General features: G+C 33.4%; 7 protein-coding genes and 1 pseudogene. 5 read left to right on the top strand and 3 right to left on the bottom strand.

Annotation, left to right across the window (positions count from 1 at the left end):
* A pseudogene (locus WNY78_RS12075) lies at positions 1 to 1,688 on the bottom strand (hypothetical protein); the annotation flags it as partial.
* An 88-nt stretch (positions 1,689 to 1,776) separates the two neighbouring features.
* Here WNY78_RS12075 and pbpC point away from each other — a divergent pair.
* Together pbpC and WNY78_RS12065 are read left to right on the top strand one after the other, a co-directional pair.
* Positions 1,777 to 4,128, top strand: coding sequence for a penicillin-binding protein 1C (pbpC, locus tag WNY78_RS12070; protein WP_342873459.1), 2,352 nt, complete (start codon positions 1,777 to 1,779; stop codon positions 4,126 to 4,128).
* 48 nt (positions 4,129 to 4,176) lie between these two features.
* On the top strand, positions 4,177 to 4,611 hold the full coding sequence (locus WNY78_RS12065) for a hypothetical protein (RefSeq protein WP_342873458.1): 435 nt from the start codon (positions 4,177 to 4,179) through the stop codon (positions 4,609 to 4,611).
* A 65-nt stretch (positions 4,612 to 4,676) separates the two neighbouring features.
* Here the strand turns inward: WNY78_RS12065 and WNY78_RS12060 are convergent, their stop codons facing one another.
* Complete coding sequence (locus tag WNY78_RS12060) at positions 4,677 to 5,747, bottom strand: endonuclease/exonuclease/phosphatase family protein (protein ID WP_342873457.1); 1,071 nt, start codon at positions 5,745 to 5,747, stop codon at positions 4,677 to 4,679.
* 139 nt (positions 5,748 to 5,886) lie between these two features.
* Between WNY78_RS12060 and WNY78_RS12055 the strand changes: the two genes are divergently transcribed.
* The 3 genes from WNY78_RS12055 to WNY78_RS12045 all read left to right on the top strand — a co-directional run bounded on the left by WNY78_RS12055 (position 5,887) and on the right by WNY78_RS12045 (position 10,569).
* Positions 5,887 to 8,667, top strand: coding sequence for a TonB-dependent receptor (locus tag WNY78_RS12055; protein WP_342873456.1), 2,781 nt, complete (start codon positions 5,887 to 5,889; stop codon positions 8,665 to 8,667).
* A 12-nt stretch (positions 8,668 to 8,679) separates the two neighbouring features.
* Complete coding sequence (locus WNY78_RS12050) at positions 8,680 to 10,122, top strand: DUF5689 domain-containing protein (RefSeq protein ID WP_342873455.1); 1,443 nt, start codon at positions 8,680 to 8,682, stop codon at positions 10,120 to 10,122.
* Positions 10,123 to 10,188: 66 nt separating this feature from the next.
* On the top strand, positions 10,189 to 10,569 hold the full coding sequence (locus WNY78_RS12045) for a hypothetical protein (RefSeq protein ID WP_342873454.1): 381 nt from the start codon (positions 10,189 to 10,191) through the stop codon (positions 10,567 to 10,569).
* Between the two features lie 237 nt (positions 10,570 to 10,806).
* On the opposite strand, the gene WNY78_RS12040 is transcribed toward WNY78_RS12045, so the two are convergent.
* Complete coding sequence (locus WNY78_RS12040; RefSeq protein ID WP_342873453.1) at positions 10,807 to 16,059, bottom strand: choice-of-anchor L domain-containing protein; 5,253 nt, start codon at positions 16,057 to 16,059, stop codon at positions 10,807 to 10,809.
* Positions 16,060 to 16,117: the final 58 nt, after the last annotated feature.

The following is a 16,117-nucleotide window of genomic DNA, read 5'->3' as shown; positions in this document are numbered from 1 at the left end:
TTAAATGTTGCAGATTCCCAACACTCAAGACCTATTGGTTGTAATGGTTGCGTTCCTGAAATATCCCAACTACAAGTTGTAGCATTAAAACTAGTGGTTTCCCAACATTCTAATTCTGTAGGTTGTGTTGGCTGACTTCCTGAAACTTCCCATAAACACGTACTATCATTAAATGTTGCAGATTCCCAACACTCAAGACCTATTGGTTGTAATGGTTGCGTTCCTGAAATATCCCAACTACAAGTCGTAGCATTAAAACTAGTAGTTTCCCAACATTCTAATTCTGTAGGTTGTGTTGGCTGTGTTCCAGATACTTCCCACAAACACGTACTATCGTTAAATGTTGCAGATTCCCAACACTCAAGACCTGCTGGTTGTATTGGCTGTGTTCCTGTAATTTCCCAACTACAAGTTGTTGTATTAAAACTAGTAGATTCCCAACACTCTAATCCAGAAGGTTCTGTTGGCTGTGTTCCAGATACTTCCCATAAACATGTTGAACTATTAAATGTTGCTGTTTCCCAACAGTCAATAGTTGGTGGTGCTGGTTGTGTTCCGGAAATATCCCAACTACACGTTGAAAAATTGAAGCTAACGGTTTCCCAACATTCCAATCCTGTTGGTTGTATTGGCTGTGTTCCTGTAATTTCCCAATCGCATGATACATCATTAAACACTGCTGTTTCCCAACACTCTAAAGTTGGTGATACTGGTGCTTGAGTGATTAAAATTTCAAAAACATTAGAAAACGTATTACAATCTGTATTGTTCAAATTAGAAGCATATTCTGCAACTTTAGCTCTGTAATATGTTGTTGATGTCACACCAGAAACAATCAAATTTTCAGTTGTCTCTCCTACAATATCAACCCAATTTATGTTGTCAAAACTTTCCTGCCACTGATAAAAATGACTACTAAAGACTGCATTATCTGGTGTTGCTGTAAGTGTCGTATTATAAGGTGCTAACGCACTACATAAAGAAACGCTATCATTAGAATTTGTGTTTTCTACTGCAATAAAATCACCACAACTTTTAAATATAATATCATCTAATGCTAAATCATTCCCACAACCACCAGAACCATTATTTATCATTTTTAAAATCACTGAGGTTTGCCCTACAATCGTTTGAAACACTAATGCATATTGTTGCCAATTAGGTGAAAATGAGGCTGAGATATTCCCTGTATCTCCTGTTGCTAACAAATTAGAATCTGTATTATCCCAAATTTCAAATTTCACATTAACAGGAATTGCTCCTGCACCACAAAAACCATTTGAAGGTGTGAGATTTAGTATCCATGATGAAAACTCATAGGATGTATTTTCACAAAGACCATTAATAGTCGTTCTATAAAACTCTCCTGCTGCAGATGCAGAATTTACTAAGAGCATTCTTCCATTAGTATCATCAGGTGTGTGATCTTGAGCGTCGAACCAATCAAAGTAATTAGTATTGCTAGTTACAGTGTATCTTCCATCATTTGGTTCGCCTCCATTTGCGTAATTGTAGGTTGTCGTTCCTGCTGGTAAAGGAGAATCTGTAGTCCCTGTTCCGAAAGTTTCATTGAAAATTGGATCACCAGAATTACCTTGACAAAAACCTAATTGGGCATATCCTTTTTCCGAAGAAAAAAATAAGCAAAAAATTAAGATAACTTTAATACAAATGAAGCTTTTTTTCACGTTAAATAGGAATAGTTGTTTGCTGAAATTACCTATATTTATTAGAAGACAATTATTAAAACTAATAAAAACCACTCTTGTATAGTTCATGTATAGGTTAATCACATATTTTAAGAGAAATAAAAAGAAAACGATTGTATTTTCAGTCCTAATAATCGTTTATTTTTTCTGTCTTCCTCGTGATTTATTTAAAGATCCAACTGCAACTGTAATCACGAGCAAAAACAATGAGCTTTTAGGAGCTCAAATTGCCTCAGATGGTCAATGGCGATTTCCTCATAATGATAGTATTCCAGAGAAATTTAAAATCTGTATCGTACAATTTGAAGATGAGTATTTTTATGATCATCCTGGTTTCAATCCCATTTCTATTTTTAAAGCATTAAGAGATAATGTAAGTTCTGGAGAAGTTAAACGTGGCGGCAGTACTCTAACACAACAAGTGATTAGATTATCTAGAAAAGGGCAAGCAAGAACCTATTTAGAAAAAGTAAAAGAAATTATTTTAGCCACACGATTAGAAGTAAGAGATTCTAAACACGAAATTCTAGCATATTACAGTAGTAATGCTCCTTTTGGAGGTAACGTTGTTGGTCTAGATGCGGCTTCTTGGCGTTATTTCAATAGAGATGCACATCATTTATCTTGGGCAGAAAGTGCAACATTAGCTGTTTTACCAAATGCACCAAGTCTCATTTATCCTGGGAAAAATCAAAAACGTTTATTAGAAAAACGCGATAGGTTATTAGCTAAACTTGTAGAAAATAAAATAATAGATAGCTTAACTTATCAATTATCCATTTCCGAAGAGCTTCCGCAAAAACCTTATGCATTACCACAAATTGCGCCTCATTTACTTCAAAAAGTAGCGACTACAAATCGCGGTGAACGTACACAAACCACAATTGATCGAAATCTTCAAGAACGCGTCAATTATATTGTAAAAAACCAATACAACATCTTAAAACAGAATGAAATTCATAACGCTTCTGTATTAGTTTTAGACGTTCATACTCGTAAAGTTTTAGCCTACGTTGGCAATACTCCAACAGATAGAGCGCATCAAAAAGATGTTGATATTATTGATAAACCAAGAAGTACAGGTAGTATTCTAAAACCATTTTTATATGCTGCCATGTTAGATGCTGGAGATTTATTGCCTAATACTTTGGTTACCGATGTTCCGAGTCAGTTTGGGAGTTATAATCCAGAGAATTTCAATAAAGAATATGATGGAGTTGTGCCTGCAAGTCGTGCGTTGTCTCGTTCTTTAAACGTTCCTGCAGTGCGAATGCTTCAGGATTTTGGACTAGATCGCTTTCATCAATATCTAAAACAATTACAGCTTAAAGATTTAAAATATAATGCCAATCATTATGGATTATCGTTGATCCTTGGAGGCGCAGAAAGTAATTTATGGGATTTGTGTAAAAGTTATGCATCTATGTCATCTACACTAAATCATTTCTCTGAAACGTCTAGCGAGTATTATACTAATGAGTTTGTAGAGCCTACTTTTTTTGCTTCGGAAATTGTAAACTTTGGAGATAAGTCTACTGAAAAAACACTCTTTGATGCTGCATCAATTTACCTCACTTACGAAAGTTTAAAGAAAGTAAATAGGCCTCAAGGTGATGAAAGTTGGGAATTTTTTGATGACTCCAAACAAATTGCTTGGAAAACAGGAACCAGCTTTGGTTTTAGAGATGCTTGGGCAATTGGGACTACAAAAGATTTTGTGGTTGGTGTTTGGGTTGGCAATGCAGATGGTGAAGGTCGTCCAGGATTAGTAGGTGTTCAAACTGCAGCACCAATTTTATTTGATGTATTTGATGTGTTACCAAATAGCGATTGGTTTGCTAAACCTTTTGACGAAATGCAAGAAGTGACTATTTGCTCTAAAAGTGGACATCGAGCATCAACCAATTGTGATGTGACTGAGCAAAATTATATACAAAATAGCGGATTGAAGACTGAACCGTGTCCTTATCATATTCTTGCTCATGTGGATAAAACTGAAACATATCAAGTTAATTCTTCATGCGAGAATCTAAGTGATATCAAACATAAATCTTGGTTTGTATTATCACCTTTAAAGGCTCATTATTATAAAAGTAAAAATCCGTTTTATAAGCCATTGCCCAAACTGCGTTTGGATTGTATGGGAGAACATCAAGTATCGATGGATTTTATTTATCCTAAAGAGAATAACTCGATTTTCCTTCCGAAGGATTTCGATGGCGAAACCAATGAACTTATTTTAAAGATTGCACATTCTAAACCAGCATCTAGTGTGTTTTGGTATGTTGACGAAACGTATATTGGGACGACGAGAGATATTCATGAACTAGCTATTCTTCCGAAGAAAGGAAACCACACCATAACTGTAGTTGACGAATTTGGAAATGAAGTGAAACGCTTGATTTCTATTTCAGAGTAAAATATCGTTTAAATTATTACCTTTGGATTATAATTTAAAACCATAACGATGTACGAAGTTGTTAAAATGATTCACTCTTACTGGGCTTACCTAGTAGTAATTATGCTAGTTGTAGCCACATTTAATGCATTAATAAAGTTTTTTGGAAATAAAGAATTTCATGCAGTAGATTTTAGAATTTCTCTATTTACTTTAATTGTAATGCACATTCAACTTTTAATTGGTTTGGTATTATATTTTACGTCACCTTTTGGATTGAAAAATATCACTGCAAACGGAATGGGAGGATTAGATCCATTTGCTAGACTCTTAGCAGTAGAACATCCATTTGTTGGCATCCTTGCTGTTACTTTTATTACAATTGGATATTCAAAACATAAAAAGAAATTGACATCAAAGCCAAAATTTAAAATGTTAGCTATTTTTTACACTTTAGGTTTACTTCTTGTCTTATCTAGAATTCCTTGGTCAAACTGGCTATAAGAAGATATATGAACAAAAAAATGCGCTATTAATAGCGCATTTTTTATTATTTCTCTACTTGAATATTATTGTACTACTTCTTTAATTAAGTGCACATATACTGGAAAGTGATCACTAAATCCATCTGAAAAACTACCGTCGGCAAAGCTTCTAAAAGGATATCCTTTCCATCGTCCTCTTTTATTAGTCAAGAATTGTTTATTATAAATTCCTGCTCTGTAAAATCTAAAAGAAGAATAATCATCTTTTTTTATTAGTTCTTTAGTAAACATAATTTGATCAAACAAACTCCACGCATCTCTGTATGCAGTAGTTCCTAATCCTTCTTTAGTAAACATGTTTTCGTAAGGATTGTAAATGTCTTTTAATTCAACATCTTCTTTATTACTTTTTGCGTTTAATACACCTTTTACACTTTCATTTGTTGGATCATCATTTAAATCACCCATAATAAAAATCTTAGCATATGGGTCTTTAACCATCAAAGAATCTTTAAGATACTTAGTCACTCCGGCTGCAGCGACACGGTTTGGTCTACTACGTGCTTCTCCTCCACTTCTTGAAGGCCAATGATTGACAATGATATGGATAAGATCTCCATCTAACTCACCACTTACCAATAATTGATCTCTAGTTTGCTTACGTTCTTTTGTATTATGATCATAAATTTTAACCTCATATGATCCATGAGTTATTGGTTTAAATAGGGCTTTTTGATACAATAATGCTACATCAATACCTCTAGCATCTGGAGATTCGTAATGAATGATACCGTAATCTTTACCAAGTAAAAGTGGATCATTGACGACATCTACTAAAACCTGTCTGTTTTCTACTTCACAAACACCAATAACGGCTGGCGAGTTTCCTGTCATATCTGCACCAATCTCTGCAATAACGCGTGCCATATTTTTAACTTTCTTAACATAGACTTCTTCTCTATTAGCATTCATTTCCATGATAGGACTAGCTTCATCAAACTTAGTTGTATCATTGATAGTATCAAATAAATTTTCTAAATTGTAGAATGCAACAGTGTGAATTTTAAAACGTTTTTCTTTTTTCTCTTCTTGAGAAAAGCCACTAAAAGTGATTAAAAAACAAAAAATTGCTATTGAAAAATGTGTTAGTTTCATAGTATGTAAATTATTTTAACATTATGATATAAGCAAATGTTGAGCCAAAAGTATGTATTTATTATAAATAATGTAAATTTGCAGGCTTTTAAATCTTAATATTTAGTTAAGCAAGATCTATTAATCATTAAAATAAGGTATGAAGAAAAGTTTTTTTATTCTATTATTCGGAATTTTCACTGTTCTCACATCATTTGCACAAGATACTATTGTAAAGGGTAGTGTGTTAGATGGTGTCACTGGTGAACCAATTCCTGATGTAACTATTACAATAGAAGAAACCGGTCAAGTTGTTAAAACTGATGTCAATGGTGAATTTCAATTTCCAGGCATTGTCCCTTTGGGAGAACAAGTATTAAAAATTGAAAAAGATGGTTTTATAACCAAACGTTATCCTATTGTTGTAAACGAAGGTAAAACCGTAGATATAAGCGGAATGACATTAAATATAGATGTCTCTGATTCTGTTGATTTATTTACTATTTCACTAACAGACGATGAATTAAATGATGATACAAGTGCTTCAGATAATATTTCTGGGTTATTACAATCATCTCAAGACATTTTTCAACGTACTGCTGCGTTTGAATTCAGTTCTTCTTTCTTTAGAGTTAGAGGTTTAGATTCAGATAATGGTTCTGTTTTAATTAACGGAATAGAAATGAACAAGATCTACAACGGTAGACCACAATGGAGTAATTGGGGAGGACTTAATGATGTTATGCGTAACCAAGAATTAACTTCTGGATTAACACCTTCAGCATATAATTTTGGTGGAATTTTAGGAACTTCAAATATTAGCACTAGAGCTACTGCATACAGACAAGGTGGAAGAGTTACATATTCTTCTTCAAATAGAAGTTATGCTAATCGTATAATGGCTAGTTATTCTTCTGGTTTAGTTGAAGGTGGATGGGCTTATACTTTTTCTTTAGGAAGACGTTGGGGAAATGAAGGTTTCCAAGATGCCTCTTTATATGACTCTAATTCGTTTTTTGCTTCCGTAGAGAAAAAAATAAATGATAAGCACAGTATTAACTTCACATCAATTTACGCACCAAATAGAAGAGGAAAGTCTTCACCTAATACTCAAGAAGTCTATGATTTAAAAGGTATTAAATATAACGAATATTGGGGTTATTTAGATGGAGAAAAACGTAACTCTCGTATTAAAGAAGTTGAAGAACCAATTTTGATGTTAAACCACTATTGGGATATTAACAGTAAAACATCTTTAAATACTAATGTTGGTTATCAATTTGGTAAATTAGGAAATAGTCGTTTAGATTATTCTGGAGGTGGAAATCCAAGTCCAGCTTATTACCAAGATTTACCTAGTTACTATTTAGCTGATGATGATGGTCCTGACAATGCAGGAGCTTATATTGCTGAACAAAATTTTATAAACGACGGTCAACTTGATTGGGAACGTATTTTAGATGCGAACGTGACAAATAATGATCCAACTAATGGTGGAGCTTCTCCAGCTGCTTATGTTCTTTATGAAGATAGAAGTGATGATAAGCAATTAACTATAAATTCAATTTTAAGTTCAGAAATTAATGAGAATATCTTATTAAACGCATCTGTTAACTATAAAAGATTAAAATCAGAGAATTTTGGAGAAATTATAGATTTACTAGGTTCTAATGTTGGTGCCTTAAACGTCGATTCTTTTGACGGTTTCCAATATGACGCACAAAACCCAGACCGTATCGTTGGTGAAGGAGATAAATTTAGATATAACTATAATTTATTTGCTAATATAATTTCTGGTTATGCTCAAGGTCAATTTAAATATAACAAAGTAGATTTTTATGTATCTGCAAGTGTTACAAACACAACTTACCAAAGAGAAGGCTTATGGGAACATAGTAGATTTGCTGGTGAAGAGTCTTTAGGTAAAGGAGATGAATTAACTTTTACTGGTATTGGAGCTAAAGGAGGATTTACTTATAAAATAACTGGTAAGCATTTAATAGATGTTAATGCTGGTTACATTACAAGAGCGCCTTCATTACGTAACACCTTTTCTAACTCAAGAGAGAATAGTAGTGTAGTAAGAGGAATAACAGAAGAAAAAGTAAGCTCAATTGATGCTAGTTACATTTTTAGATCTCCAATTGTAAAAGCAAAACTTACAGGATACTATTCTAAAATTGCAGATGCTAATGAAGTTGGCTTTTATTATGCAGATGGTTTAAGTGGTTTTGATATTGAAGACAATGACACTTCTGCATTTGTTCAAGAAGTATTACAAGGTATAGACAAAAAGCATATTGGAGTTGAACTTGGTATTGAAGCTCAAGTAACACCAACTATTAAATTAAAAGGTGCTGCTTCTGTTGGTCAATATACTTATGATAACAATCCTAACTTATATTTAACATCTGCTAGCTTTACATCTACTGATGGTTCAATTTCTTACGGACAAGCTAATTTAAAAGATTACAAAATTGCTGGAGGACCTCAACGTGCTGGTTCAATTGGTTTCGAATATCGTGATCCTGACTACTGGTGGTTTGGTGCAACAGCAAACTTTTTCTCTAATGCATATATTGATATAAATACTCTAACTAGAACAGAAAACTTTTATTTAGATGCAGATGGCTTACCATTTAATGATTATGATGAAGACATTGCTACAGGCTTATTAAAACAAGAGAAAATAGATGATTACATGGTTGTTAACCTTATTGGAGGGAAATCATGGAGAATTGATGATTACTATATTGGCTTTTTTGCAAGTGTGGGAAATATACTAGATAAGCAATACAAAACTGGAGGTTTTGAGCAAGGTAGAAATGCAAATTACAGAGAATTAAGAGATGATAATTCTAATCCTCAACGTGTTTTTGGGCCTAAATATTGGTATGGACGTGGTACAAATTACTTTGTAAATGTGTACTTTAGATTTTAAAAAAAAACAATTATGAAAAAATTAATATTAACACTTATGAAAACGAATAAAATTTTTACACTTTTCACGATTATAGCTATGAGTTTTGCTGTAACATCGTGTGTACAAGACGATGATTATACAGTGCCTAGTAGTTTAGGAGATGAAGAAAATGCACTTTTAAACGACTTATTATCAGGAAGCGCAATTGAAGTTACAATTGATCAAGTAAAAGCTATGTATTTAGTAGAATTTGACCCAGGAGATAATGCAGCAGTACTTATAGATGAAGACATTTATGTTAAAGGATATGTGTCATCATCTGACCAAACTGGAAACTTCTTTAAAGAATTTTATATCCAAGACAGTCCTACTAATCCTACAGGAGCTATAAAAATAGCAATTGATCAAGTAGATACATACAATCAATATAATTTAGGTAGAGAAGTCTATGTAAATTTAAATGGCCTTTATGTAGGAGAGCAAAGAATTGAAGATGGTGTTATCACAATTGGTGGTGATTCTGAAACAGATCAATTTGGTACTACAGTTGTAAGACTAAACGAAATCCAAAAATCTAGACAAGTATTAAGGTCTCCAACAACTGAAGTAATGGAACCATTAGTAACAACTTTTTCTCAATTAACAGCAAACTCTGTTGGACTGTTAGTTAGCATTGAAAATGTTGAATTTGCAGATAACTTAGCTGGAGAAGCTTATTTTGATCCTATTCAATCTTTTGATACTCAAAGAACTCTTCAAGCTTGTGAAGGAGCAACATATACTACATTCAACTTAGAAACAAGTAGTTTTGCAAACTTTAAAAATAACCCATTACCTCTTGGCAATGGAACAATTACAGCTGTTGTAAATAAAACTTTTGATGGTAGTAGCTTAATTTTAGCATTAAACTCACCTGATGATGTTGATATGACTAATCCAAGATGTGCTTTATTAACACCTGCATTCTTTGAAGATTTTCAAGATGTACAAGATAACTCGAACCTTGATCTTCCTGGTTGGGTTAATTTTGCAGAAGTAGGTGGTGAGTTATGGACAGAACAATATTTTGATCCAATTGGTACAGCAGAATTCTCTTCTTTTAGTACAGGAGACTCTGTAAACATTGGTTGGTTAATTTCTCCAGGAATTGACATGGATGCTCAATCTGGTGAAATATTAAACTTCAAAACAGCACAACACCATTTAGATGTTGACTCTGAAGATAATGGAATTAAAGTATTTGTATCTACAGATTTTGATGGTACTGATGTATTAGGAGCTACTTGGGAAGAAAAAACAGCAACGTTCCCAACGTCTAGTAATAGCTGGTATGATTTAATAGGATCTGGTCCAATTGATTTATCATCTTATACAGGAACATTATATGTAGCATTTAGAGTTACAGGTTCTGGAACAAATACAACTCTTGACGGAGCTTTTCAAATTGATGATGTTTCAGTCGTAGGACTTTAATTTAAAATAATTATAATAAAAGCCTGCTAATTTATTTTAGCAGGCTTTTTTTTAACCATTTATATAATGACAACCTTCAACACCCTTTTTTTTAATGTTTTTGAGCATTATAAACCTACCAAAAAGAAAAAAGCAAACACTATAGCCTTGTATTATATAACTACTCTACAATGTAGCTTACTATTATTATCTGGCATCTTTATAACTGCATTTTTAAATGAAATGAACTCTATATCTTTTTCTTCGGAAAGTGCTTGGGTGTTATTCATTTTATTATGCATTGTAATTATTTTTAGAAATTGGATGCAATATAGTGGCAAGAAACGAACAGTGCTAAAGGCAAAACTTAACAGTAAAAAAACGAAAGAACACTACAATATTAATTTATTATGGTTTTTACTAGCTGTTAGTATCGCATTACCTCTAGTAATGTTAAGTGTAATCTAAAACGTGTTTCAATTAGTACAAAATGACAGTATTCCTTTCTTTTTTAGTATGAGGTTAGAATTAACGAAACAACTACAATAGATTAAAAAGGCTAGTATAAGATTCATTAATATTACAAGTGAATATTCTTCCGAAGTGAAAAAATAAGAAGTTATTTATTTTGTTTTTATAAAACCATAATTAAAAAAGCCTCAAGCAAATATATGCTTAAGGCTTTTTAGTTATAAATTTGGTTGATTATTTCTCTCTTTGTAAGTATACCCAACCGGTTTCACTTTCTCTGTCTTCAAAGTCTACAGAATAGAAATAAGTTCCTACTGGCAACTCGTCTCCTTTATCTGATTGACCAGCCCATTCATCAACATAATTAGCTTTTTGATATACAGAAGAACCATATCTATTAAAGATTTCTAATCTAGTAACTCTAAAGTTACTTAAATCAAAACTATCATTCATACCATCACCATTTGGTGAAATTCCTTGTGGAATAAAACAACTCTCTAATTGAATAACTTCTTGCGATTGAGAAGATGTACATCCAGTATCATTAAAAGAAACCTCAATAGTATAAATACCTCCTACTAAAACAGGAAGTGTTAAACCATTTTCTCCTGCAATTAGATCTGGTGTTGCACTAGCATCAAAAGCATAATACCAACTAATTGATACTTGTGAAGCGTCATAGTTTACTGGAGTAGCCTCAATAATAATTGGTACAACTGCATTAGGACATACCTCATAATCAAAATCTTCAGTAAATGTGGTTTCAGGCTCAATACCTAATACTAAATTAAAACTTGTTGTATTAGTACAACCAGTTACATTATTAGTTACAAGTGCATACACTGTTTGAGGGTCAGAAACACTAGTGTAAGGACTCATTAATGGATCTACACCATCAATAGCATCTTGCTCAGTGAAATGATATGTTACAGTAAAATCAGAAGGACTTTGAGTATCTCCTAAAATAGAAAGATCATTGTCTGGTAAATTAAAAACTGCTGTGTCATTACCAATAGAACATCCAACTAAATCTGGAGGTGTGTTTGCAATTGGTAATGGTAAAAATTCTACAATAATATCATCTGATATAATACATGTTGGTGAAAATATAATTTGAGTTGTATAAGTACCATCTTCAGTAACAACTAAAGTATTAGTTGTTTCACCATCGATTTGAAAACCATCTTTAAACCAAACATGTGCAACAGAAGGTGCTTGTGTTTCAAGAATTACTTGTTCTCCAATACAAGCAGCAGTACCAGCTGCAACAGTAATATCTGCTCCCAACTCTACTTCACCAATATCAAAACTTCCAGCTTTTAAGAATACACCAGAATCAAGTGCGGCATCAGATGCATCAGCAATTACCAATTTAATATGATATGTTTCACCAATATTTACTGGTGAGAATGCTGTAAACACTTCTGTTCTTCCATCAAAAGAGATTGGAGGTAAATCTTGTGGTGTATAACCTCCAAAATATTCTTCATTAATAGCAGGACATCCAGGATTTTGTGGATGAATATTTGTTACTAATATTGGTGTAGTTGTTCCAGGTAAAACTGCTAAATTGGTTGTTATATTGTTTTCATCGGTTAATAAGAAAGCAAATGCATCAGAATATGTACATTCAAACGTTCCGCCTGTTGCTCCATTATATTCTTCTGAAGCCATTAAGAAATCAAAACTAATCTCATCGGATAAAGGCACAAAATCAAATTCTATAATCGAAGCATTGTTAGAGTTTATACCAACTTCAGTATCTAAATCAGCATCACCAACCCATGCAAATCCACCATCACTCATTGCATTGAAATTAGGACCACCAGCTAAAGAAGCGTCACCAGAAGTAAGTAAAATACCTTCTTCAAAAGGAAAACTATCTTCATCAGAACTAAAATATCCAATTCCATTTACATCACCAAAATCAGTTCCTGTAGATGAAGTAATGTTGGTAATTTGAGCACAAGGACTATTTATTAAAATATCCACAACCAATTCTTCAATAGTGTACGTTGTTTGATCGATTGCTACATTTCCAGATCCTGGTCTAATACATAAATCAAATGTATAATCAACTGGGTCTGAACCTGCAGAAAATACTCTTACATAATACGTATTACCAACTGTTAAAGATGGAGTTAAACTCGCATCAGCATCAGAACAATACAATTCTACTAGAGCATCACAAGTTCCTTCATAAACTGCATGGTCAAGATTCTCGAAAAAACCACTACTATCTATATTTGTTAACTGAATAATTTGAAATTCATTAAGTGCAGTAAATTCAAACCAAACATCATCATCTGGATCACCAGTACAAGAACCTGCTATTATACCAGAATCTGTTGCTTCTAATAATGTTCCAGAAGTCACAATATCACAACTATCGTCTGCATTTACTCCTGCAACAGTTGCGTTACAAGGATTATCATTATCTGGCGGACAAGCTTCTAATCTAATAGGAGAACTGTTAATTATACAATTAACATCTTGATCATTACTTAAAGTAATTACAACGTCTGTAGCAAAAGGAAATGGTCCCACTTGGTAAACACCTGCTGCTGTTACAGGAACTGTATTTGCATCAATATTATTTGAAATTGTAATTGAGGTAGCATCTCCAATAGTTGTAACATTTACATCCACTAAAAATTGTTCTCCATTTACACAATCATCAATAATTTGATATGTTGCAGCTGGATTTATACATGTAGCACAAGCTACTGTAAAATCTATACCATCTGAACAACAGAAACTATTTGCTTCACAACTTACAGAACCGTCTGACGTGACTTGAAAAGAAATGGTATCTCCAGTAGATTGAAACGTTAATCCTGAAATATCTCCATCATTACCTTCATCATTATAAAGCTCAGATCCATCTGTGTCATAAACAACTAAGAAATCAAATGGAGCACCTTCAACCTCACCTGCTATAAAAGATAAATTAAGTTGTGAACCATCTGTACTTGTATATGTTAAAATTATTGAGTCATTATTTCCGTAGCAGAAAAAACCTGGTAATGGACCTGCTCCACAGTCTACATCAAAATTTGATTGAATTGTAGTGTTAAATTCTCCTGGACCAACCCAACTACTTAATCCGTTTGCATCACAGTCTGCTCTTACCCATACTTCATATGCTGTATCAAACTCTAATCCTGTTATAGTTACCGTATTAGTTGTAGTTACAGTTCCTGCAGTTGTTGGAGGTCCTGTACCAGCAGGAATAACTATATATTCCCAACTTGTTTCAGCACCACCAGCATTCCAACTAACATCTAATGTAGATCCAGTAACATTTGCTATTGTTAATCCAGTAGGCTCTTGACATGAAGGTATTACTCTTACTCTAAAGTTATCTACAAAAACATCATTATCTTCTGTATCATCTACTGTTCCTTCAGATCCTAGAATACCAAACTGTACTATTTGTCCTGCATAAGCAGTTAAATCATATACAACCTGAGTACCTGTTGCTGGTACAACAGTTGTATTATCAAATGTTATTAGGTTTGTCCAAGAAGCTCCATTATCTGTACTTATTAAAAGCTCTACAGTATCATCAGAGCCTAAAGTTCCTGCAGTTGTCTGACTACCAAAAGTCATAATACCGAAATCAAAATCTACTTGGAATGGTCCACCTGTTAAATCAAACTGTGGAGATAAAATCCAATCACTTTTAAATGCTTGCCATAAATTAATTTTATAAGCACCTGTAAAACCGTTATTCAAAAACCCGTCAGGATTCCAATCACCTGCACCTAGACCTGTTGGACCAGTTACTGCATCTCCATCTCCAGCTTCATCCCAACAATCTGGTATTATAGTACCAAAAGACTCTAAATAATCTGGTATAAACACATCGCAACCAGTTTGAAAATTCACTGGTCCAACCCAACTACTTAAACCTTCAGCATCACAATCTGATCTTACCCAAACTTCATAGTCTGTAACTGGAGTTAATAGTGTTGCTGTATATGGATTATCTTGCGTAGCTGTTCCTGGACCTGAAGGTAAACCTGTACCAACTGGTTGAATAGCAACTTCCCAATCCATTTCTGATCCTCCAGCAACCCAGTTAATACCTGCAGTAGAAGCTGTAATATTATCTACTGTTAATCCTGTTGGTTCAGGACATGTTGGTATAGCTCTTACTCTAAAGTTATCTACAAAAACATCATTATCTTCTGTATCATCTACTGTTCCTTCTGATCCTAGAATACCAAACTGTACTATTTGTCCAGAATATGCCGTTAAATCAGCGACAACCTGAGTTCCTGTTGCTGGTACTACACTTGTATTATCAAATGTTATTAAGTTAGTCCAAGAAGTACCATTATCTGTACTAATCAATAATTGTACTGTATCATCAGACCCTAAAGTTCCTGCTGTTGTCTGACTACCAAAAGTCATAATACCAAAATCAAAATCTACTTGAAATGGACCACCTGTTAAATCAAATTGCGGAGATAAAATCCAATCGCTTTTAAATGCTTGCCATAAATTAATTTTATAAGCACCTGTAAAACCATTATTCAAAAATCCATCTTGATTCCAATCTCCTGCACCTAAATCTGTAGGTCCAGTAATTGCATCTCCATTGCCTGCTTCATCCCAACAATCTGGGATTATGGTTTCAAAATTTTCAACATATTCTGGAAAAAATACATCGCATGCTGACTGAAAGTTCACTGGACCTGCCCAAATACTAAAACCATCGGCACCACAATCTGATCTTACATAAACCTCATAATCTGTTATAGCAGTTAAAGTTGATATGGTATAAGGATTGTCGTTAGTCATAGTACCTGAACCTGAAGGTTCTCCAGAACCTGCTGGTTGTACAACAACTTCCCAATCCATTTCAGATCCACCTGCTATCCAGCTTATTTCTGCTGAATTTGCTGTAATACTTGCTACAGTTATATCTGACGGGAAATTACATGTAGAGTTATAAACTTGTACGTTATCAACTAACCAATACCAAGCCCAATTATTTCCATCATTATAGATAAATCTAATCTGCATATTAGCATTAGAATATGCTGTAATATCAATATGCTGTTGATCTGGAGCATTAAACGCTCCTGCATTAGCATTTTGATTTAATATTTCAACCCAAGTTGTACCATCAAATATTTCAACAACTGCTGTATCTGTTCCTATATTATTATAAAATTGATCAAAATCTAAGAACAATGCTATTGCACCAGTAGTGTCAAAAACTGGAGAAGTTAATGTTTCTATTAATTCAGTTCCATTTCCATTTGAATCACTATCAACAATGGCACTATTGGTACCATCAAGACTGTTCCCTGCTCCTTGTTGACCAGAAATCCAAGAATCTCCTGTAGCGCCACCACCATCTGTAATAGTCCATGTTGCAGGTATTTCTGTATTAAAATCTTCTTGTAAATACGTTTGCGCATTTACCCAAGAACAGGTTAAAATTAACGCAATTATTAAGGTAATATTTTTCATTTGTGTTGGTTGTTACTTTTCCTTATTACATAATTATTTTTTCGTAATTGAATATAAA

The organism is Psychroserpens sp. AS72, assembly GCF_038900375.1.
Taxonomy (GTDB): domain Bacteria; phylum Bacteroidota; class Bacteroidia; order Flavobacteriales; family Flavobacteriaceae; genus Psychroserpens.
Note: the sequence above shows the minus strand (reverse complement) of the source record. Positions and strands in the feature narration are given on the sequence as shown.